General features: G+C 69.5%; 20 protein-coding genes and 2 pseudogenes. 14 read left to right on the top strand and 8 right to left on the bottom strand.

The features are described from left to right. Window positions 1-59: 59 nt before the first annotated feature. Window positions 60-575: a DUF3592 domain-containing protein gene (locus A5678_RS19145; protein ID WP_156746993.1), complete on the bottom strand. Its 516-nt coding sequence runs from the start codon at window positions 573-575 to the stop codon at window positions 60-62. Between the two features lie 7 nt (window positions 576-582). After that, window positions 583-2,208: a 2-succinyl-5-enolpyruvyl-6-hydroxy-3-cyclohexene-1-carboxylic-acid synthase gene (menD, locus tag A5678_RS19140; RefSeq protein WP_068045203.1), complete on the bottom strand. Its 1,626-nt coding sequence runs from the start codon at window positions 2,206-2,208 to the stop codon at window positions 583-585. 80 nt (window positions 2,209-2,288) lie between these two features. On the opposite strand from menD, the gene A5678_RS19135 reads away from it, so the two are divergent. Next, window positions 2,289-3,734: a serine/threonine-protein kinase gene (locus A5678_RS19135; protein WP_068045198.1), complete on the top strand. Its 1,446-nt coding sequence runs from the start codon at window positions 2,289-2,291 to the stop codon at window positions 3,732-3,734. Next, a complete protein-coding gene (locus A5678_RS19130; RefSeq protein ID WP_068045196.1) occupies window positions 3,731-4,246 on the top strand; it encodes a hypothetical protein in 516 nt (171 codons plus the stop codon). Before A5678_RS19135 ends, A5678_RS19130 begins: the two co-directional genes overlap by 4 nt. 28 nt (window positions 4,247-4,274) lie before the next feature. On the opposite strand, the gene A5678_RS19125 is transcribed toward A5678_RS19130, so the two are convergent. From A5678_RS19125 to A5678_RS19115, 3 genes are read right to left on the bottom strand one after another with little or no spacing between them, the layout of a single operon-like run. Then, a complete protein-coding gene (locus A5678_RS19125) occupies window positions 4,275-5,057 on the bottom strand; it encodes an alpha/beta fold hydrolase (protein WP_068045193.1) in 783 nt (260 codons plus the stop codon). Further along, window positions 5,054-5,980 (bottom strand): o-succinylbenzoate synthase, encoded by a 927-nt coding sequence (locus A5678_RS19120; RefSeq protein ID WP_231983722.1) that lies wholly within the window; start codon window positions 5,978-5,980, stop codon window positions 5,054-5,056. The genes A5678_RS19125 and A5678_RS19120 overlap by 4 nt, the downstream gene beginning before the upstream one ends. Window positions 5,981-6,030: 50 nt before the next feature. Beyond that, window positions 6,031-7,635, bottom strand: a complete 1,605-nt coding sequence (locus A5678_RS19115; RefSeq protein ID WP_068045188.1) for an amidohydrolase — start codon at window positions 7,633-7,635, stop codon at window positions 6,031-6,033. 72 nt (window positions 7,636-7,707) lie between these two features. On the opposite strand from A5678_RS19115, the pseudogene A5678_RS28030 reads away from it, so the two are divergent. The 11 genes and pseudogenes from A5678_RS28030 to A5678_RS19065 all read left to right on the top strand — a co-directional run. Next, window positions 7,708-7,785 (top strand): annotated as a pseudogene (locus A5678_RS28030) (hypothetical protein); the annotation flags it as partial. After that, complete coding sequence (gene fadD8 / locus A5678_RS19110; RefSeq protein ID WP_068045183.1) at window positions 7,778-9,379, top strand: fatty-acid--CoA ligase FadD8; 1,602 nt, start codon at window positions 7,778-7,780, stop codon at window positions 9,377-9,379. The pseudogene A5678_RS28030 and the gene fadD8, both read left to right, overlap by 8 nt. A gap of 103 nt (window positions 9,380-9,482) precedes the next feature. Continuing rightward, the gene (locus A5678_RS19105; RefSeq protein WP_068045181.1) at window positions 9,483-9,938 is read left to right on the top strand and encodes a nitroreductase family deazaflavin-dependent oxidoreductase; all 456 of its coding nucleotides are present in this window, start codon (window positions 9,483-9,485) and stop codon (window positions 9,936-9,938) included. A gap of 14 nt (window positions 9,939-9,952) precedes the next feature. Continuing rightward, a complete protein-coding gene (locus A5678_RS19100; RefSeq protein ID WP_068045178.1) occupies window positions 9,953-10,855 on the top strand; it encodes a 1,4-dihydroxy-2-naphthoyl-CoA synthase in 903 nt (300 codons plus the stop codon). Between the two features lie 85 nt (window positions 10,856-10,940). Then, window positions 10,941-11,837, top strand: a complete 897-nt coding sequence (locus tag A5678_RS19095) for an SDR family oxidoreductase (RefSeq protein WP_068045175.1) — start codon at window positions 10,941-10,943, stop codon at window positions 11,835-11,837. 27 nt (window positions 11,838-11,864) lie between these two features. Next, window positions 11,865-12,272, top strand: coding sequence for a VOC family protein (locus A5678_RS19090; protein ID WP_067950123.1), 408 nt, complete (start codon window positions 11,865-11,867; stop codon window positions 12,270-12,272). A gap of 97 nt (window positions 12,273-12,369) precedes the next feature. Beyond that, window positions 12,370-13,605, top strand: a complete 1,236-nt coding sequence (locus A5678_RS19085) for an inorganic phosphate transporter (protein ID WP_068045172.1) — start codon at window positions 12,370-12,372, stop codon at window positions 13,603-13,605. After that, window positions 13,605-13,904, top strand: a complete 300-nt coding sequence (locus tag A5678_RS19080) for a hypothetical protein (protein ID WP_068045168.1) — start codon at window positions 13,605-13,607, stop codon at window positions 13,902-13,904. The genes A5678_RS19085 and A5678_RS19080 overlap by 1 nt, the downstream gene beginning before the upstream one ends. A 56-nt stretch (window positions 13,905-13,960) precedes the next feature. Continuing rightward, window positions 13,961-14,263: a DUF3349 domain-containing protein gene (locus A5678_RS19075; RefSeq protein WP_068045165.1), complete on the top strand. Its 303-nt coding sequence runs from the start codon at window positions 13,961-13,963 to the stop codon at window positions 14,261-14,263. A gap of 68 nt (window positions 14,264-14,331) precedes the next feature. Continuing rightward, window positions 14,332-15,414, top strand: coding sequence for an o-succinylbenzoate--CoA ligase (gene menE, locus A5678_RS19070; RefSeq protein WP_068045163.1), 1,083 nt, complete (start codon window positions 14,332-14,334; stop codon window positions 15,412-15,414). Window positions 15,415-15,425: 11 nt separating this feature from the next. Further along, window positions 15,426-16,778, top strand: a complete 1,353-nt coding sequence (locus A5678_RS19065) for a hypothetical protein (RefSeq protein ID WP_068045160.1) — start codon at window positions 15,426-15,428, stop codon at window positions 16,776-16,778. Between the two features lie 6 nt (window positions 16,779-16,784). On the opposite strand, the gene A5678_RS19060 is transcribed toward A5678_RS19065, so the two are convergent. The 3 genes from A5678_RS19060 to A5678_RS19050 are packed head-to-tail and all read right to left on the bottom strand — an operon-like array spanning window position 16,785 to window position 19,700. Then, entirely contained in the window at window positions 16,785-17,447 is a 663-nt protein-coding gene (locus A5678_RS19060) for a DUF2064 domain-containing protein (protein ID WP_068045157.1), read from the bottom strand. After that, the gene (locus A5678_RS19055; protein WP_068045155.1) at window positions 17,444-18,097 is read right to left on the bottom strand and encodes a glycosyltransferase family 2 protein; all 654 of its coding nucleotides are present in this window, start codon (window positions 18,095-18,097) and stop codon (window positions 17,444-17,446) included. The genes A5678_RS19060 and A5678_RS19055 overlap by 4 nt, the downstream gene beginning before the upstream one ends. 7 nt (window positions 18,098-18,104) lie before the next feature. Continuing rightward, window positions 18,105-19,700: a hypothetical protein gene (locus A5678_RS19050; RefSeq protein ID WP_068045152.1), complete on the bottom strand. Its 1,596-nt coding sequence runs from the start codon at window positions 19,698-19,700 to the stop codon at window positions 18,105-18,107. Between the two features lie 223 nt (window positions 19,701-19,923). Here A5678_RS19050 and A5678_RS19045 point away from each other — a divergent pair. Next, window positions 19,924-20,943: pseudogene (locus A5678_RS19045) on the top strand (hypothetical protein); the annotation flags it as partial.

Genomic DNA, 20,943 nt, shown 5'->3' with positions numbered 1-20,943 from the left:
AAGGTTGCCTGCGGGCATACGTCGCGCGAAATCTGCTGGTCGGAAGGCTTTCAACCCCGCTAGACGGGTGTGACTTCCGCCTCAGTGCGACGATCCAGCAGCTTGTCCAGCAGCGCCAGCCCCAGCAGGAGGACCGTCGCCGCCAGCCAGCACACGACCGCGATGGACCCCGCCGGGATGATGGCCAGCCCGGCATTGCGGTGCTGCACGCGAACCAGATTCGGATCGTTCTTGTTGTACTCGACGTAGATCCGCATGCCCGTGGCCAGATGCGACGGGTACAGCACGCCCAACTCGGGACGGTACGTGACCCGCTCGGGTGTGACGAATTCGATGGTGGAGCGGCGCGGCCCGGCACTGAGCACCTCGGCCTGCGCCACCCCCATGTTGTGTTGGATCGCAAGGTCGTTGCGCCAGGCGCCCGCGACGAGGAGGACTGATTGCAAGGTCACCAAGCCGGTCACGATGAGCACCGCGATGCGGGCCCAGCGCAACGCAATTCTCGACGGGGTGCTCGGCGGCTTTTCGCTGCGGCCGTGAATCAGTATGTGCAGCAACCTTTTCGGGTAGTTCACGAAATTCTCACAGGGCCGCCTTGATGGCCGCATGCAGCTGTCGCAGCGAGGACCGGTCGGCCTTGACCTCCAGTACCCGCATCCCGGCGGCGGGTTCGTCGAGGGCCGCGCCGAGCTGGTCGACCTCGATCTGGCGGCTCTCGACGTGATAGGCCCGGCACAGCGCGCCCACGTCGACGTCGTGCGGCGTTCCGAAGATTCGCGACGACACGTCGGAGAACCGCGGGTCGCCTTGCTCGAGCAGTTCGAAGATGCCGCCGCCGTTGTCATTGGAGACCACGATCGTCAACCGGCGCGGTGTCGGCTCGGTGGGGCCGATCAGCAGGCCGGAGCTGTCGTGGACGAACGTCAGGTCGCCGATCAGCGCGACGGTGCGTCCCTCGTAGGCGAGCGCGGCCCCGATCGCGGTGGACACGGTGCCGTCGATGCCGGCGACCCCGCGGTTGGAGCGGACCTGGATGCCGTGGGTGTCCAGGCCGACCAGCGCCGCGTCGCGGACCGGGTTGGACGCGCCGAGCACCAGCTGGTCTTCCGGCCGCAGCGCGTCGGCCACCGCCGCCGCGACGTGCAGGCCGGTGGTGAGCGGGTGCGCCTCGAGTTGGCCGCGCACCGCTTCGTTCGCGTGCCTGTTGACCTCCGCGCAGCGCTTCAGCCAGGCCGGATTCGGCGTCCCGCTGGTCACCGCCCGCGTGCCGGTGGCCTGTGAGTTGCCCGAGACGTCCGGCCACCGCGGCCCGGTGGTCAGCGCATACACCGGCACCTTCGGGTCGGCCAGCAGCGCCGAGACCGGCCGGTGCAACGTCGGGCGGCCGAGCATGATCACCTGCTTGGGGCGCAGCAGCGGCAGGGTCAGCGGGTGCAGGGAGTTGGCCGGGGCCGGTGCCGTCGGCTCGGCGACGGTCGGCAACTCCGCCAGGTTGGGGTGCACGCCCGCGCCGTGGCCTGCGATCACGATCGTGTCGGGCGTCAGGTCGATGTCGAGCGGCTGGTCGAACGTGACCGGCGGCGTGTAGGTCCACGGGCGTCCGCCGGGGCGTCCCTGCGGGATCGCGGCGCCGTGCGGCTCGGGGTCCGGCACCAAAGGTTCGCGCAGCGGGATGTCGAACTGCACCGGGCCGGCGTTGGCCGTGCGCGATCCCGTGGCGGCGGTCAAGACGCGGCAAGTGGCCGATCGCCAGGTGGCGTTCAGCGCGTCCAGCCGTTCGGGCGCGTCCTCGGCCAGGCCCAAGCTGATGGCGGCGCGGACCTGGGTGCCGAAGTAGCCCAGCTGCTCCATGGTCTGGTTGGCCCCGGTGCCCAGCATTTCGTAGGGCCGGTTGGCCGACAGCACGATTAGCGGCACCCGCGCGTAGTTGGCCTCCACCACGGCCGGCCCGAGGTTGGCCACCGCGGTGCCCGACGTCATCGCGACACACACCGGGGCGCCGGCGGCGATCGCCAGCCCGATGGCCAGGTAGCCGGCGGTGCGCTCGTCGATGCGGACGTGCAGCCGGATCCGGCCGGATCGGTCGGCGTCCTGCAGCGCGAACGCCAGCGGCGCATTGCGCGACCCGGGGCACAGCACCACGTCGCGGACGCCGCCGCGGATCAGCTCGTCAACGACGACCCGCGCCTGTGTCGTCGAGGGGTTCACCAGTACAGCCTGTCACAACCCGGGAACCGGGGGCGTGGAGCGGCGGGGTCGTCGACGCCACGGTCATTAGGATCTATTGCATGCCGCTTGACAACGGTGCTGTCTTCGCTGGTTACACCATTCAGCGCCTGCTCGGGTCCGGTGGAATGGGCGAGGTTTACCTGGCCCAGCACCCACGGTTACCGCGTTTGGACGCTTTGAAAATCCTGCCCGCCTCGTTAACTGACGATGCGGACTTCCGGCAGCGCTTCAACCGGGAAGCAGACCTGGCGGCCGCACTGTGGCATCCGAACATCATCGGCCTACACGATCGCGGTGAATTCGACGGCCAGCTGTGGATCACCATGGATTACGTCGATGGCACCGACGCCGCTCGCGCGCTGCGCATGCGCGACAACGGCTTGCCACTGTGGGAGGTGCTTGAGATCGTCGCGGCCGTCGCGGACGCCCTCGACTACGCCCACCAGCGCAACCTGCTGCATCGTGACGTCAAACCGGCCAATATCCTGCTGACGACATCCGAATCGGATCGGCGTCGAATTCTATTGGCAGACTTCGGCATTGCCCGACGGAGCGACGATATCAGCGGTTTGACCGCTACCAACGTGACGGTCGGATCTCTTGCTTATGCGGCGCCCGAACAGCTGATGGGCGAGGCGATGGATGGACGAGCGGATCAATATGCCTTGGCGGTAACGGCTTTTCACTTGCTGACCGGCGCGCCCCCGTTTCAGCATTCCAACGCGGCGGTCGTAATCAGCAAGCATCTCAACGCCCCGGCGCCGCTGCTCGCGGACCACCGCCCGGAGTTGGCGCGGCTGGATCCGGTGTTGTCGAAGGCGCTGGCGAAGGACCCTGCGCAACGCTATCCACGGTGCACTGACTTCGCGGCCGCGCTCGCAGACGCCGCCTCGGAGGTTCACCAGCATCAGACCCTGACCGCCCCCGCCTGGCCACCGGCGCCCGGTGAACCGGCAACCCAGGCGAACACGCCATGGCCGCCGATGTACCACCACCCGGTGCAGGAGCGCACCACTCGCAAGTGGCCGGCGATTGTGGTGCCGTTGATCATGGCGGTGCTGCTGCTGGGCGCCGCCGGCTTCGCCGCCGCGCAGGTCCTACGACCGGATCCAAGGCCCTCCACCGCGGCGCCGCAATGGCAGCCGTATGTCGACTACGGGAAACAGTTCGCCGTCTGGCTGACCAGCCTGAGCCCACAGTCCGCCGACAGCGACGTGCAGCGAATCATCGATGGATCGACCGGGGCCTTTCACGATGACTTTGCCAAACAGGGCTCGGATTTCAGGAAGGTGGTCGTGCAGTCGAATGTTACGAGTCAAGGAGCCGTGAACAGCGCGGCCCTGGACTCGATCGACGGCTCGACGGCACATGTCCTGGTCGCCGCCACGTCGAAAGTCACGAATAACACGGGCGCATCACAGGACCCACGAAACTGGCGATTGGCCCTCGACGTGGAGAAGGTCGGCGACACCTACAAGGTGTCCAAAGTGGAGTTCGTGCCATGACCACCGGAACCGGACGGCTTTTGGCGTGGTGGTTGCTGGTAGTGATGCTGGCCATCGGGACGCTGGCCGCGGCGTCGGTGGGCGCCTCGCAGGCGCTGGTCAAGAATCGCCACCTGCCGCCGGTCGCCGATCAACCCGCCGCCCGCCAGGCGGCGATACAGGCCGCTCGCACCGGAACCGTCAAAGTGTTGAGCTATTCGCCGGACACCCTCGACCAGGACTTCGGCGCGGCCAAGGCCATGCTCACGGGTGAGTTTCTGCAGTACTACGACAATTTCACCAGGCAGGTCGTCCGGCCCGCGGCGCAACAGAAGAGCGTCAAAACCACCGCCACCGTTCCGCGGGCCGGGGTGGAGTCGTTGACCGTCGACGCGGCGGCGATTCTGGTGTTCGTCAACCAAACGACGACCTCAAAGGACCAGCCATCACCGACCATAAGTTCGAGCTCGGTGCGAGTGGGCCTGGCCAAGGTAAACGGAACCTGGCTCATCAACCATTTCGAACCCGTGTGACCGACACGACGGTCGGCAAAGCTCCGGCTTAGTTGCCGGCGAAGAACTTCAGCGCCGCCTCGTTGACGGCGTCCGGGCGCTCGAAGAACCCGAGGTGACCGGCGTCGGGGATCTGCACATACCGGCCGTTGGGCAGCGCGTCGGCGACCTCGCGCCCCAGGTAGGGCGGCGTCAACACGTCGTCGGAGAAGCCGATCACCAGCACCGGCGTCGCGATGCTGCGGTAGGCCGGCAACCGGTTGGTGTGCGGGGCGATGTCCAGCTGGCAACGCGTTCCGGGGGTGGACTTGACGGGCCACATGCTGAACATGGCGATCCAGTCCGCGACCGCGACGTCGTCGTTGAGTGTCTTGTGTGAAAAATTTTCCAGCAGGCGGATTTTCGCCTCGTACGAGCTCGGCACCTCGATACCGGCGTCGGCCAGCTCGGCCTCGGCGTCGCGGAAGAATTCGCGCGTTTTGTCCATGCGGCCCCGGGTGCCCATCAATACCGCGGAGGTGACCAGTTCGGGCCGGGCGAGCATGAGCTCCTGGGCGATGAACGCACCCATCGACATCCCCACGATGCGGGCCGGAGCGGCGTTCAGTCCCTCGATCAGCGCCGCCGTGTCGGCGACCATGGTCTGGGTCGTGAAACCCTGCGCGTTCTCGGTGGCGCCGATGCCCCGATTGTCGAAGGTGATGACGCGGTATCCGGCCGCCAGGAACGCGGGAACCTGATACGGCTGCCAGGTCCGACCCGCCCCGCCGTGGCCGCTGATGAACACCACCGGCTCACCGGAGCCGCGGTCGTCGTAAGCCAGGTTGATCACTCCGACGACGGTACAAGGAGCGCGTGGCAGGCCTTGACCCGGTCGATCCACCACTCCCGCCGCTCCGCGGGCGCAGCGAGGGCCCGTAGCCGCGCCGGGTCGGGCGTGACCGGCCCGACCGCCAGGGCGCCGTCGACAGGGGAGGCGACGTCGGCCACGTCCTCGATGAACAGCCTGCCGGTGCCCAGCCCGCACGCATGGTTCAGCACCGGCAGGGCCGCCGCGGCGGCCAGCCCGTGGCTGATCCCGACCGCCGAATCGAGCGCGCTGGAGACCACGACCGGGATGTCGATCTGAGCCGCGATCGCAACCACGGCCCAAACGCCGCCCAGCGGGGCGACCTTGAGCACCGCGATGTCGGCTGCCCCGGCGCGGACCACGGCGAGCGGGTCGTCGGCCTTGCGGATGCTTTCGTCGGCGGCGATCGGCACGCGTGGCATGTCCGCGCGCCGGCGCAGCGCCGCGAGTTCGTCAACCGTCGCACACGGTTGTTCGAGGTATTCCAGGGGTCCGTCGGCGGTCAGAGCGGTGGCCGCACGCACCGCCTGTTCGACGGTCCAGCCGCCGTTGGCGTCCACTCGCACCGTTGGCACGAGTTCGCGCACGGCGTTGACCCGGTCGACGTCGTCGGCCAGCGTCTGGCCGGGCTCGGCGACCTTCACCTTGGCCGTGCGGGCGCCGGGAAACCGGGCCAGTACCTCGGCCACCCGGCCGGCGTCGACGGCCGGCACGGTGGCGTTGATCGGGATGCGGTCGCGCCGGGGCGCCGGCGGGGGGCGGTAGGCGGCCTCGATTCCGGCGGCCAGCCAGTGCGCGGCCGCGGGCGGCGCGTATTCCAGGAAGGCCCCGAACTCGCCCCAGCCCGCCGGGCCCTCGATGAGCGCGACCTCGCGGGTGGTGATGCCGCGGAAGCGCACCCGCATCGGCAGTGCCACCACATGCAGGCGGTCGAGCAGGTCCTGGACCGTTGGCGTCACGCGCCGTAGACCTGGCGGCCGGCCAGATACGTCGCGCGCACCTCGAGGTCGGCGATCCGCTCGGGCGCGACGGTTCTCGGATCGGCCGACAGCACCACCAGGTCGGCGTACTTGCCGACCTCCAGCGAGCCGATCACGTCGTCGGAAAACAACTGCCAGGCCGCGTCGATGGTCTGCGCGCGGATGGCCTGCTCGACCGTCAGCCGCTCCTCGGGCGCCAGCACCCGGCCGCTGGGCGCCGTCCGGGTCACGGCGACGCTGATGTTGCGCAGCGGCTCCTCGGGCGTGACCGGGGGGTCGTTGTGCAGCGAGATGCGCATACCGGTGGCCACCGCGGAACCCGCTGGCATCCAACGGGATCCGCGTTCGGGCCCGAACAGGCCGTCGACGATGATGTCCCCCCAGTAGTGGATCTGGTCGACGAAGATGCTGCAGGTGACCCCGAGGGCGGCGGCGCGCTGCAGCTGCTCGGGCCGGATGGCACCGACGTGCTCGAGGCGCAGCCGGTGGTCGTCACGCGGGTGGCGCCGCAATGCTTCTTCGTAGACATCGAGGATGGTGTCCACGCCGGCGTCGCCCTGCACGTGGCAGGCCATCGGCCAGCCCAGCGGAAAGTAGGCGCCCACGATTTCGCTCAGCTGCTCGCGGGTGTAGTTGGCGTGCCCGCAGGAGCCGGGCGGCACCCCGATGGCGCGGGTCGCGTCGGTGTCCAGGTACGGGAAGGACAGGGCGATGTTGCCGACCCACGGGGAGCCGTCCACCCAGATCTTGATGCCGACCTGGCGCAGCATGTCGTCGCCTTGGCCGGGGGTGGCGTCGGTGTGCATCTGCGGATTGGAGATCTCGTAGGTGCGCAGCCGGACGGTCAGCTCGTCGCGCAGCTGCTCCACGAGCGGACCGAAAGCCGGGTCGAAGGCCATCTCCGAGCAGGTGGTCAGGCCGGCGCGGTTGAGGCGGGCGCATTCGGCACGCAGCATCGCCGGGTAGTCGCCGGGCGCGATGGCGCCGGCCAGCAGCGGGAACACCGCGCCGGTTTCCTCGGCGGTGCCATCCAGTTCGCCGTGCGCGTCGCGGCCGAACCGGGCGCCCTTGGGATCGGGGGTGTCACGGGTCAGGCCGGCGCGCTGTGCGGCGTGTGAATTGAAGTAGGTCTTGTGCCCGGAGTTGTGGATGATGATCAGCGGCCCGTCCGGCGCGATCTCGTCGAGCCAGGCCAGCGTCGGCTGGGGCAACCCGGATTGCAGCAGCGGATCCCAGCCGTTGAGGTAGGCGCCGGCCGCTCCCCTGGTGGCGACCTCGCGGTGGACCGCGGCGACGACGTCGTCGGCTTCGCTTATGGTGACGGGCCGGACGTCGACGATGCGGTCCGAGAGCGCCAGGGCCTCCATCAGCGGATGACCGTGCGCCTCAATGAATCCCGGCATGATGCAGCCGTCGCCGAAGTCGATGGTCTGCGTGTCGGCGCCGGTCAGCTCGGCCACATCGGAGCGGCTGCCGACGGCGACGATGCGCCCGTCGGCGACGGCGAGCGCCTCGGCGGTGGGCCGCTTCTCGTCGACGGTGAGAACGGTTCCGGTGACGACGAGATCTGCCTGCGCCATGTGCACGGATGCTAGTGCTCCGAGGGGGTGGCTGACCGGAATTGCAACACGTTCTAGTCTTGCCACATGAGTCGCGCCGGCGACGATGCAGTGGGGGTACCGCCCGCTTGCGGGGGACGAAGCGATGAGGAGGAGCGACGCCATGGGTGACGAGCTGCTGCGCCATCCCATTCATTCCGGACACCTGACGGTCGGTGCGCTCAAGCGCAACAAGGACAAGCCGGTGCTGCATCTCGGCGACACCACGCTGACCGGTGGACAGCTCGCCGAGCGCATCAGCCAGTACATCCAGGCGTTCGAGGCGCTCGGCGCGGGCACCGGCGCGACCGTCGGGCTGCTGTCGCTGAATCGGCCCGAGGTGCTGATGATCATCGGCGCCGGCCAGACGCAGGGTTACCGGCGCGTGGCGCTGCATCCCTTGGGCTCCCTGGACGATCACGCCTACGTGCTGAGCGACGCCGGCGTGACGTCGCTGATCATCGATCCCAACCCGATGTTCGTCGAGCGCGCGCTGGGCCTGCTGGAGAAGGTGCCCGGCCTCAAGCAGGTCCTGACCATCGGCCCGGTCCCCGAAGCGCTGGGCGATTCCGCGGTGGACCTGGTGGCCGAAGCCGCGAAGTATCCGCCGCAGCCGTTGGTGGCGGCCGACCTGCCGCCCGATCACATCGGCGGGATGGCCTACACCGGCGGCACCACCGGCAAGCCCAAGGGCGTGCTGGGCACCGCGCAGTCGATCACCACGATGACCACGATCCAGCTCGCCGAGTGGGAGTGGCCGGAGAACCCCCGCTTCCTGATGTGCACCCCGCTGTCGCATGCCGGGGCGGCGTTCTTCGTCCCGACGATCATCAAGGGCGGCGAACTGGTCGTGCTGACCAAGTTCGATCCGGCCGAGGTGCTGCGGGTGATCGAGGAGCAGAAGATCACCGCAACCATGCTGGTGCCGTCGATGATCTACGCGCTGATGGACCACCCGGATTCGCACACCCGCGACCTGTCCTCGCTGGAGACGGTCTACTACGGCGCCTCGGCGATGAACCCGGTGCGGCTGGCGGAGGCCATCCGTCGCTTCGGGCCGATCTTCGCCCAGTACTACGGGCAGTCCGAAGCCCCGATGGTGATCTCCTACCTGGCCAAGAAGGACCACGACGAGAAGCGGCTCACCTCCTGCGGGCGGCCCACCCTGTTCGCCCGCACCGCGCTGCTGGACCCCGACGGCCAGCCCGTGCCGCAGGGCGAGGTCGGCGAGATATGCGTGTCCGGGCCGCTGCTGAGCGGCGGGTACTGGAATTTGCCGGAGGCGACGGCCGAGACCTTCAAAGACGGCTGGCTGCACACCGGTGATATGGCCCGCGAGGACGAGGACGGCTTCTGGTTCATCGTCGACCGGGTCAAGGACATGATCGTCACCGGTGGATTCAACGTGTTCCCGCGGGAAGTGGAGGACGTCGTCGCCGAGCACCCGGCCGTCGCGCAGGTGTGCGTGATCGGCACGCCGGACGAGAAGTGGGGCGAAGCCGTCACCGCGGTGATCGTGCTGCGACCCGACCATCCCTCCGACGAGGAGTCGGTCGCGCGGGTGACCGTCGAGATCCAGTCCGCGGTCAAGGAGCGCAAGGGTTCGGTGCAGTCGCCCAAGCAGGTGATCGTCGTCGAGTCGGTGCCGGTGACCGCGTTGGGCAAGCCCGACAAGAAAGCCGTGCGTGCGCAGTTCTGGGAGGGCGCCGACCGCGCCGTCGGCTGAGTCCTCCTGGTGCCGAGCGTGAAGTCAGTTTCACGCTCGGTCGCGAGGGTGAAACTAACTTCACGTTCGGCGGCCGACCGGGCGAGAGGTAACGTCGCTGCCTATGGGAAGCGGCAAATCGATCAAGCCGCCGTGGTGGCTGAAGCCGGCCAACAAGGTCTTCATCCAGATGTCGCGGCTGGGAATGAGTTTCGGCGGCGAGAGCCCCGTCGTGTTGACGGTGGCCGGCCGCAAGTCGGGCGCGCAACGCTCGACACCGGTGACTCCCATGACCGTCGACGGCAGGCAGTACGTCGTCGCCGGGTTCCCGGGCGCCGACTGGGTGGCCAACGTGCGGGCCGCCGGCGAGGCCACGATCGCGCGCGGCCGCCATGCGCAGAAGGTACGGATGGCCGAGCTGTCGGCCGACGACGCGCGGCCGATCCTGCGGCTGTTCCCCACCGAGGTGCCGACGGGCGTCGGCTTCATGAAGCGGGCGGGGCTCGTCACCGAAGGGCGTCCCGACGAGTTCGAAGCCCTGGCCGGCCGCTGCGCAGTGTTCCGCTTGGACCCGGCATAGGAGTTCGAAAAACCTTGACAGTCAATCCATTTGACCCGCAGGCCTGGCGGCCCGTGGCCGGGTTCGACGACCTGACCGACATCACCTACCACCGCCACGTCGCCGACGCGACGGCGCGGGTGGCGTTCGACCGGCCCGAGGTGCGCAACGCATTTCGGCCGCACACCGTCGACGAGCTCTACCGCGTGCTCGACCACGCCCGGATGTCCCCCGACGTGGGCGTGGTGCTGCTGACCGGCAACGGCCCGTCACCGAAAGACGGCGGCTGGGCGTTCTGCTCCGGCGGCGATCAGCGCATCCGCGGCCGCAGCGGCTACCAGTACGCCTCCGGGGACACCGCCGAGACCGTCGACCCCGCCCGCGCCGGCCGGCTGCACATCCTCGAGGTGCAGCGGCTGATCCGGTTCATGCCCAAGGTGGTCATCTGCCTGGTCAACGGCTGGGCGGCCGGCGGCGGCCACAGCCTGCACGTGGTCTGCGACCTCACCCTGGCCAGCCGCGAGCACGCCCGCTTCAAGCAGACCGACGCCGACGTCGGCAGCTTCGACGGCGGCTATGGCAGCGCCTATCTGGCGCGTCAGGTGGGCCAGAAGTTCGCCCGCGAGATCTTCTTCCTGGGCCGCGCGTACACCGCCGAGCAGATGTGCCACATGGGCGCGGTCAACGCAGTCGTCGACCACGTCGACCTGGAGAAGACGGGCATCGAGTGGGCCTCCGAGATCAACGCCAAATCCCCTCAGGCGCAACGCATGCTCAAGTTCGCCTTCAACCTGCTCGACGACGGGCTGGTGGGTCAGCAGCTGTTCGCCGGGGAGGCTACCCGGCTGGCCTACATGACCGACGAGGCCGTCGAGGGTCGCGACGCCTTCCTGGAGAAGCGGCCGCCGGACTGGAGCCGGTTCCCCCGCTACTTCTAACGGGTCAGGCTGGCGTGACGCTCGGCGGCTAACGTCACGCAGGCGTGACGCTCGGTGCCGAGAAGGCCGCCCCTACACTCCCCACGTGAGCAAGAGTCCCCTGCGCCGGATCACCGATCAGCTCGTCCTGGCCACCATGCGACCCCCGATGGCCCCGCAGGTGCTGGTCAACCGGCCCGCCATCAAGCCGGTCGACCTCAACGGCAAGCGCATCCTGCTCACCGGGGCGTCGTCGGGCATCGGCGAGGCCGCGGCCGAACTGCTGGCCCGCCAGGGCGCGACGGTGGCCGTCGTGGCCCGTCGGCAGGAACTGCTCGACACGCTCGCGGAACGGATCACCACGTCGGGCGGCACCGCGCTGGCCCTGCCGTGCGACGTCTCCGACATGGACGCCGTCGACGCTCTGGTCGCCGACGTCGAAAAGCGTCTCGGCGGGGTGGACATCCTGATCAACAACGCCGGCCGGTCCATCCGCCGGCCGCTGGCCGAGTCGCTGCAGCGCTGGCACGACGTCGAGCGGACGATCGCGCTCAACTACTACGCGCCGCTGCGGCTGATCCGCGGGCTGGCGCCCGGGATGCTCGAGCGCGGCGACGGTCACATCATCAACGTGTCCACCTGGGGGGTGCTGTCGGAGGCGTCGCCGCTGTTCGCGGTCTACAACGCATCGAAGGCGGCGCTCTCGGCGGTCAGCCGCGTGGTGGAGACCGAGTGGGGTCAGAGGGGTGTGCATTCGACGACGCTGTACTACCCGCTGGTCGCCACGCCGATGATCGCGCCGACGAAGGCCTACGAGGGCATGCCGGCGCTCACGTCGGAGGAGGCCGCCGAATGGATGCTGACCGCCGCCCGCACCCGGCCGGTGCGCATCGCCCCGCGGATGGCGATCGCCGCCAAGGCCATCGACACCTTCGGCCCGCGGCTGGTCAACACGCTCATGCAACGACAAAGGATTCAGCCCAACCGCGAAAACGGCAGCTGAACCGGCGTATGTGATAGACACGACGCTATGGAGATCCTGGCCAGCCGGATGCTCTTCCGGCCGGCGGACTATCAGCAGTCGTTGGCCTTTTACCGGGACCAGATCGGGCTCGCGATAGCCCGTGAATACGGCGCGGGCACAGTCTTTTTCGCCGGCCAGTCGTTGCTGGAGCTGGCGGGCTACGGCTCCCCGGACCACTCCCGGGGCCCCTTTCCCGGCGCGCTGTGGCTGCAGGTCCGCGACATCGAGGCGACCCAGGCCGAGTTGCAAAGCCGGGGCGTGCCGATCGCACGTGAGGCGCGTCAAGAACCGTGGGGCCTATACGAGATGCACGTGACGGACCCGGACGGGATCACGCTGATCTTCGTTCAAATCCCGCCTGACCACCCGCTGCGCCGCGACACCCGAGGTAAACCGCAGGGAAATTCTGGTTAACTGAGAGGTAACATCTGGCGACGACTCCAAATACATCCGCGATTCGGGTCTTCCTGCATTCGACAATGGAATCCCCCTACCACCAGAATCGGGCGCTGTGAACATCCAGTTGTTCCTTTTGATCATTGTCGTAATCACGGCACTGGCTTTCGATTTCACGAACGGCTTCCACGACACCGGCAACGCGATGGCGACCTCCATCGCCAGCGGCGCGCTCAAGCCCAAGGCGGCGGTCGCGCTCTCCGCGGTGCTGAATCTGGTGGGCGCGTTCATGTCCACCGCGGTCGCCGCCACCATCGCCAAGGGCCTGATCGACGGGCACATCGTGACGCTGGAGTTGGTCTTCGCCGGCCTGGTCGGCGGCATCGTGTGGAACCTGCTGACCTGGCTCCTCGGTATCCCCTCGAGTTCTTCGCATGCCCTGATCGGCGGCATCGTCGGCGCCACCATCGCGGCGGTCGGCGCGCACGGGGTGATCTGGAAAGGCGTGGTGTCCAAGGCGATCATCCCGGCCGTCGTTTCGGCGATCCTGGCCATCTTGGTCGGGGCCGTGGCGACCTGGCTGGTCTACCGGATCACCCGCGGCATCCCGACCAAGCGCACCGAGGCCGGCTTCCGGTACGGCCAGTGGGGCTCGGCATCGCTGGTCTCGCTGGCGCACGGCACCAACGACGCCCAGAAGACGATGGGCATCATCTTCCTGGCGCTGATGTCCTACGGCTCGGTCAGCAAGAACGCCGCCATGCCGCCGCTGTGGGTCATCGTCGGCTGCGCGGTGTCGATGGCGTTGGGCACCTACCTGGGTGGCTGGCGCATCATCCGGACCCTGGGCAAGGGACTGGTCGAGATTCAGTCGCCGCAGGGCATGGCGGCCGAGTCCTCCTCCGCCGCGGTGATTTTGCTCTCCGCCCACTTCGGCTACGCGCTGTCGACCACCCAGGTGTGCACGGGTTCGGTGCTGGGCAGTGGGCTCGGCAAGCCAGGCGGCGAGGTCCGCTGGGGCGTCGCCGGTCGCATGGGTGTCGCCTGGCTGGTGACGCTGCCGCTGGCCGGGCTGGTCGGTGCGATCACCTACTGGATCGTGCACTACATCGGTGGCTACCCCGGCGCGATCGTCGGCTTCGCGCTGCTGGTCGCGGTTTCGGCCACCATCTACATCCGGTCGCGCAAGGTCAAGGTCGACCACAAGAATGTCAACGCCGAATGGAAGGGCGACCTGACCACCGGACTCGAAGCCGCCGACGATCACCTGCCGCCGGCGGACGGTGCCCCCAAGGTGGGCCCCAAGCCCCGGTACGACTCCGACGACCCCACGATGAAGGCGCACGTTTGATGAGTCACTTCAGCGACTGGTTCAACTATCAGGCCTCCCTCAAGATCCTGCTCTTCGCCATGCTGGCCGGAGCCGCGTTGCCGGCGCTGTTCGCCCTGGGGCTCCGATTCCACGCGGTGGGAGCCGGGCAGGCAAGCGCCAACGGGAGCTCATCACCGAAGAACCCGGTGCTGCTGGCCCTCGCATGGGCGATCTATGCGGTCGTACTCCTGGTCATCGCCTTTGCTCTGGCGTACATCTCCCGGGATTTCATCGCCCATCACACCGGCGTCGCTTTCCTTGGAGCCAAACCCAAGTAGCATCGAGCGATGCCCACCGCGTTACCGAGCCGGACACCGGGGGGAGCTGTACCAGCGTGAACGGATTTCTGAATTCGATTGTCTCGTGGCTGCGCGCGGGATACCCGGAAGGCGTCCCGCCGACGGACACCTTCCCGGTGCTGGCGCTGCTGGCCCGCCGGATGTCCAACGACGAGGTCAAGGAAGTGGCCAACGAGCTGATCCGGCGCGGCGAGTTCGACGACGTCGACATCGGCGTGTTGATCACGCAGATCACCGATGAGTTGCCCACACCCGACGACGTCGAGCGGGTGCGGGTCCGGCTGCAGGCGCAGGGCTGGCCGTTCGATGACGCGGACCAGATCGAGGACCCCGCATAGCCGTACTGCGCGCCCAGACCGTCTCGCCGGGTTCGGCCGTCTCGTCGTTGTTACCCGCTCTGCAACGTGTGCTGGACGGCCGGGAGTCCGCACTGGTCGTTCTCGGCCCTTCCTCGGATGCGCTTTCGGCGGCCCTTCGGGTCGGGGAAGACATCGACGACGACGTGGCCCTGGTGGTGACGACGTCGGGAACGACAGGTGCCCCCAAGGGCGCCCTGCTGACGGCGGCCGCGCTGACGGCCAGCGCGGCGGCCACGCATGACCGCCTCGGTGGGCCGGGCAGCTGGCTGCTCGCACTGCCGCCGTATCACATCGCCGGGCTGCAGATGCTGGTGCGCAGCGCGCTCGCCGGCTCGACGCCCGTCGAGATGGACGTCTCCGAAGGCTTCGAGGTCGCCGAATTGCCCGGCGCGATACGGCGATTGGGGTCGGGCCGGCGCTACGCGTCGCTGGTCGCCACGCAGTTGGCCAAGGCGCTGACCGACCCGGCGGCCGCGGCCGCGCTCGCCGAACTCGACGCCGTGTTGCTCGGCGGCGGCCCGGCCCCGCGGGGCGTGCTCGACGCCGCGGCGGCCGCCGGCATCGCCGTGGTCCGCACCTACGGGATGAGCGAAACCGCCGGCGGCTGCGTCTACGACGGCGTACCGCTGGGCGGCGTATCGGTCCGGGTGGCCGACGACGGTCGCATCGTCCTCGGGGGCGCGACCCTGGCCAAGGGCTACCGCAACCCCGTGGACCCCGACCCGTTCGCCGAGCCGGGCTGGTTCCGCACCGACGATCTCGGCGTTGTCGACGAGGCCGGCGTCCTGACCGTGCTGGGTCGTGCCGACGACGCGATCAGCACGGGCGGGTTGACCGTGCTGCCGCAGCTGGTCGAGTCCGCGCTGGGCACCCATCCCGCCGTGGCGGACTGCGCGGTCTTCGGCGTTGCCGACGACCGGCTGGGCCAACGGGTGGGCGCCGCGATCGTGGTCGCCGAGGGTTGCGCGGCGCCGACGCTGGACGCACTGCGCGCCCACGTGACGCGCACCCTCGACGCCACCGCCGCCCCGCGCGAGGTCCACCTCGTCGACACGCTGCCGCGGCGCGGCATCGGCAAGGTGGACCGGGCGGCGTTGGCGCGCCGCTTCGGCGGTTCGGACGATCAATAGGCTGGTCGACCGTGAGGGTGGCACGTCGGGAGCTAGCGACCGTCGCGGTCGGAGTGGTGCTGGTGTTGGCGGCGTTCGTCCTGCCGCGACTGCACTGGGGCATACGGCCGCGGACCGATGTGGGCCAGGAGCGGTTCGGCACGCACGCGGGGGCAGCGCCGATTTTCGGCGCCTGGGAAATCCACGCCAGTTGGGGCACCGGGCCGGCCATCGCGCTCGCGGTTGCCGCGGTGGCGTGGGGACCGATTCTGGCGCAACGTCTTTCGTGGCGGATCCTGACGGTGAGCACCTGGGTCACCGCCTGCGGCTGGGCGTTCGCGCTGGCGATGATCGACGGGTGGCAGCGCGGCTTCGCCGGCCGCCTGACGACCCGGGACGAGTATCTGTCACAGGTGCCGGGCATCACCGACATCCCGGCCACGGTGCGCACGTTCGCGAGCCGGATCGTCGACTACCAACCGAACTCCTGGACCACTCACGTCTCCGGGCATCCGCCCGGCGCGCTGCTGACGTTCGTCTGGCTGGACCGCGTCGGCCTGCACGGGGGCGCGTGGGCGGGGCTGCTGTGCCTGCTGGTCGGCTCCAGCGCGTCGGCCGCGGTGCTGATCGCCGTTCGCGCGCTGGCCGACGAGCAGACCGCGCGGCGGGCGGCGCCGTTCGTGGCCGTGGCGCCGACCGCAATCTGGGTCGCGGTCTCCGCCGACGGCTACTTCGCCGGAGTCGCGGCATGGGGCATCGCGCTGTTGGCCGTGGCGGTGCACCGACCGGTCCGGCTCCCCGCGTTGGTGGCCGCCGCCGCGGGCCTGCTGCTGGGCTGGGGCGTGTTCTGTAACTACGGCCTGATGTTGATGGGGCTTCCGGCCCTGGCGGTGCTGGCATCGGCCGCCGACTGGCGCGCGGTGCTGCGGGCGCTGGGCCCGGCGACACTGGCCGCGGTGGCGGTGGCCTCAACCTTCGCGGTCGCGGGGTTCTACTGGTTCGACGGCTATACCCTTGTGCAGCAACGCTATTGGCAGGGCATCGCCAAAAACCGCCCGTTTCAGTACTGGAGTTGGGCCAACCTGGCGTCCGTGGTGTGCGCGATCGGGGTGGGCAGCGTCGCCGGCGTCAGCCGGGTCTTCGACGTGGCGGCCATCCGCCGCCGCTCCGGATTCCACCTGCTGCTGCTCGCGGTGCTGGCCGCCATCGCCTGCGCGGATCTGAGCATGCTCAGCAAGGCCGAGGTCGAGCGGATCTGGCTGCCCTTCACCATCTGGCTCACCGCGGCGCCCGCGCTGCTGCCCGTACGGTCGCACCGGATGTGGCTGGCGCTCAACGCCGCCGGCGCCGTGGCGCTCAACACCGTCATCGTCACGAACTGGTAGTCGCGGCTACAGCCCGGCCGCGCGGGTCACCTTCGCGAAGCGGCTGGCGGGCCCGCACGCTTCGCGCACCGCGGCGACGTCGTCGGCGACGTCGAAGTCGGCCAGCTGCGGCGCCGGGTACACCCCAATTCCCAAGTCGTGCAACGCCCGGTACGTCAGCAATCCGGTATCGGGCTGGGACATCGGGACGGTGCGCAGGCATTCGGCCGCTGCGGGGCTCCGTAAACCAAGCACCCACCAACCGCCATCAACGGCCGGCCCGAGCACGGCCGGCGCCTCCTGCAGCAGGCGCGCACAGTCGGTCAGCAGGTCGGCGGTCACCTGGGGGGTGTCCATGCCGATCTGCACGACCGGATAGCCGTCAGAAGCGTCGGCATGGGCGTTGGCCAGGCGGTCGGCGAAGTCGTCACCGCGTTGGGGAATCACCGTGAAGGACCGCAGCCGTTCCCGGATGTCGCCGGCACCGGCGGCGGCGCTCAGGTCGCCGGTCATGGCCACCACCCGCCTCGCCGCCGGTGCGGCGGCCACCGCGTCCAGTGTGTCCAGCAGTGCGGCCGCGGCGATTTCGGCGGCGACGAGGTCCCCGACCGTCGTGGCCAGCCGGGTCTTGGCCCGGCCCGGCTCGGGCGCCTTGGCGACCACCAGCAGCGTCACCGGCGCGACGCTCACGAGATCACCTTCCAGAAGTCGAGGATCGCGGTGATGCTCCCCCGCAACGAACCGCTCACCTTCGACTTGCCGCCGGTCCGCGGTCCGTAGCTGACATCGAGTTCGACCACGCGCCAGCCGGCGGCCGCGGCGCGCACCAACAGCTCCAGCGGGTAACCCGAACGTCGGTCGGCGACACCGAGTTTCAACAGCGCATCGCGCCGGGCCACCCGCATCGGCGCGATGTCGTGCACCGGTAATCCGTGCCGGGTGCGCAGCCGCCAGCTCATCACCACGGTGCCGACTCGGGCCACCCACGGCCAATGCAGACCGGCCACCGGCCGGCGCCGCCCGATCACCAGATCGGCACCCTGTTCGAGCGCGGCGACCAGCCGGGGCAGGTCACCGGCGTCCATCGAACCGTCGGCGTCGATGACCGCAACGATCGGAGTGGTCGCGGCCACCACGCCGGCGTGCACCGCCGAGCCGTAGCCGGCGCGCGCCTCGACCACGACCCGGGCACCGTGCCGCCGGGCGACCCCGGCGGTGTCGTCGGTGCTGTTGTTGTCAACGACCAGCGCCCGGTATCCGGCCGGGATCGCCGCCAGCACGGCGGGCAGCGACTCCTCTTCGTTGAGACAGGGCAGCACCACCGTCACGGCGTCGGGCATGGACGCCTCAGAACCCGCGATGGGTGCGTGGCTGCTGCGGGGCGAGCGTTTGCGGGGTCTGCGTGTGCGGCGGGGCCACCGTCTGTTGCGTGCTGGGGGGTAGGGCCTGAGTTGTCGGCGCCTGCGTCGAGGTGAACGGCGCCTTCGTGCTCGTCGGTGGGGTCGTCGTTATCACGTGCGGTGACGTCGTGGTCGTCGGCGTCGTCGTTGTCGGTGTCGTGGTGGACGGCTCCGTCGTGGTGGGCGTCGTCGTTGTCGGTGTCGTGGTGGACGGACCCGTCGGCGTTGTCGTGGTCGTGGTCGTGGTTGTCGGCGTCGTGAACGTCGGCGGGGTGTACGGCGGATACACCGGAACCGGAACGATGATCGGGACCGGAAGGGGCACAGCGGGATTCGGGTTGGGCACGAGGCCGGGAGTGCCGGGCGACACCGGCGCGGCGGGGACGGCCGGCCCGCCACCACCCTGCGCCGGAAGGAGACCGTTGGCGTCCGGGACGACGCCGCCCTGGAAACCGGCGTTGGGCTGATCAACCGGAGGTGGTGGCACCGGTGCCTGCTGCTGGGTGGGCAACAACGGCATGAACTTTCCCGGGGCGGCATTCTGGTGTCCCACCACCGGCTGTTGACTCGCGGTGGGACGGACCGCAATGGCCACGGCGGCGGCTAGCGAGGCGAAACCGATGACCGCGAAGGCGATCACGGCGTTGCCCACCAATAAGGACCGGCGGCTGAGCCGCGAGGGGATGACCGCGGTCTCGTCGAAGTCGTCGTATTCGTCCCCATACTCATCGAGGTCGGGGAGCGGCTCACCGTCCTCGGTCATCGAGTACGCCAGCTGCGGCTGCTCCGCATTTGGCGGGGGCACCATGGTCGTCTCGTCCCCGGTGAGCCCGACGGGGGCCATCGCGGTCTCGTCCCCGGTGAGCCCCACGGCCGGCGCCATCGCGGTGGCATCCCCGGCCGCCAATGCCGTCGCCGCGGCCGCGATCGCCGCGCCACGGGCGAGCGCAAAGGAGGGGTCGTCGGCGACCTGCACCCGCATCGTCGACGCATCGTGAAACTGGTCGGCGACCTGGGCCACCTCGGGCGAAGCGCCCACCAGGTACACCTCGCTCGGGGCGTTGGGCCGGGAGCTGAGTTCGGCCATCATCGTGTTGAACGTCGCCGTCGCGTCGCCCCCGGCGAGTGGCTCCTGTGCCAGCACGGTCGGCGGTGCGTTCTGGTCATCGGCCGAAGCCGGCACCGACAGCGTCGCCGTCGCGTCGTTCATCACCAGCGCGGCGCCGGGCCGGCCGGCCGCGCGCATCAGGGCGGTCACCGCCTGCGACTCGGAGAGCACCGCGACGTTGGGGACGCCGGAGTTCTCCAGCGCTTGCCGCAGCTGACCGGCCCGCGGATCGTCGCTCCAGCACACCCGGGTGCCGACCAGCCGGTGGTTCTCGTCCGCCAGAAGCCGATTGGTGCCGACCACCGTCTCGGTGAGTTTCCCGACCGGGTTCTCCCCCAGGTCGACGACGGATTGGTCGATCACGTCCGCGCCCGGCCCGACAAGCGCCAAGCGGGCAACGGGGCCAGTGACCGCGACCCCCAACACGACGTCCATCCCGGTTCTCCTTCGGCTGGCTACCCCACGACCAGCAATGTCCCGGCATCATTACACTTGCGATACCGTTGGCAGTATCCGTTATTCGGGCGACAAGGTTTGCTTACTAGCGCAGCGTAACCAGCTTCTCGAACGACAGGACGGTCGCCGGAGAATATGTTCGCAAGCGAGCGGTGCGGTCGACCCGGCAGGGTATTCACCCGCCGCGTGAATTCCGGGGGGCATGGTGATCCAGAGCAGTGACGACGCGCCTACCGGCCCGATCGATCCCGGGCAGGCGCAGCAGACCGCTCGCATCATCCGGCCGGCCCCCGGCGCTCCGCCGGCGGGGGATGCGACGCGGCGCTTGCACATCGTCAGCGACCTGACCGCCGTCGCGCTGCTCGTCGCCGCGCTGTTCCTGCCGTGGAATCTGTACTTCGGCGTCGGGATTCCCGACAGCCGCCCGGCCCTGTTCGCGGTGCTGCTCGCCGTGACCGCGCTGTCCGTCATCGCCGTCGCCGTGGCGGGTTCCTGGAGGTCCTCCGGCGCGCGGTTCAACCCCGCTTGGTCGGGCCGACTTCGCCTGGGGCTCAACGTCCCCTACGCGCTGCTGGTGCTGGTGTTCGTGGTCTTCGACGCGGTCGAGACCGTCCGGTTCGGTGGCACGGTGCACGTGCCGGGCGGGGTGGGGCCGGGCGCGTGGGTGGGAATCGCCGGCTGCATGCTGAGCGCGCAAGCGGTGGCCGCCGGGGCTCGCACGGGACCGGTTCCCGAGGGCGACGAGCACACCGGGTGGCTGAGGTGGGCCAGGCTCATCGGCTACGCATCGATGGCGTTGGCGGTGCTCAGCTTTGGCTTCAACCTGTACTGGCGGGTGCGCTACGCGCTGCAGAGCGCCGGCGGGGAAGCCGCGTTCGGCAAGCAGAACGTCGCCGTCATCGTGACGGCGGTGGTGTACGGCGTGGTGGCGCTGGTGGCCGTCCTGGTCGCGGCCAGGTGGTTGCTGCGCAGCACCAGGGCCGCGCGGTTGGCCACCGTCGCGCTCGGCACGTCGACCCTGGCCGCCGGAATCCTGGTGTGGGTCCTGCCTCTGGGGCGGGACATCGACGCGTTCCACGGCATCGCGCAGAACACATCGACCGCCGGGGTCGGGTTCGAGGGCTACCTGGCGTGGGCGGCGGCCGCCGCGATCTTCGCGCCGCAAACCCTGTTCGGTCACCGCAACACGACCGGGGCAGAGGAGGGCGCCTGGCGGGCGGCG

Origin of the sequence: Mycobacterium sp. E2733, assembly GCF_001667585.1 — a bacterium.
GTDB lineage: Bacteria > Actinomycetota > Actinomycetes > Mycobacteriales > Mycobacteriaceae > Mycobacterium.
The sequence above is the reverse complement of the archived record's forward strand: the minus strand, read 5'-3'. Positions and strand labels throughout refer to the sequence as shown.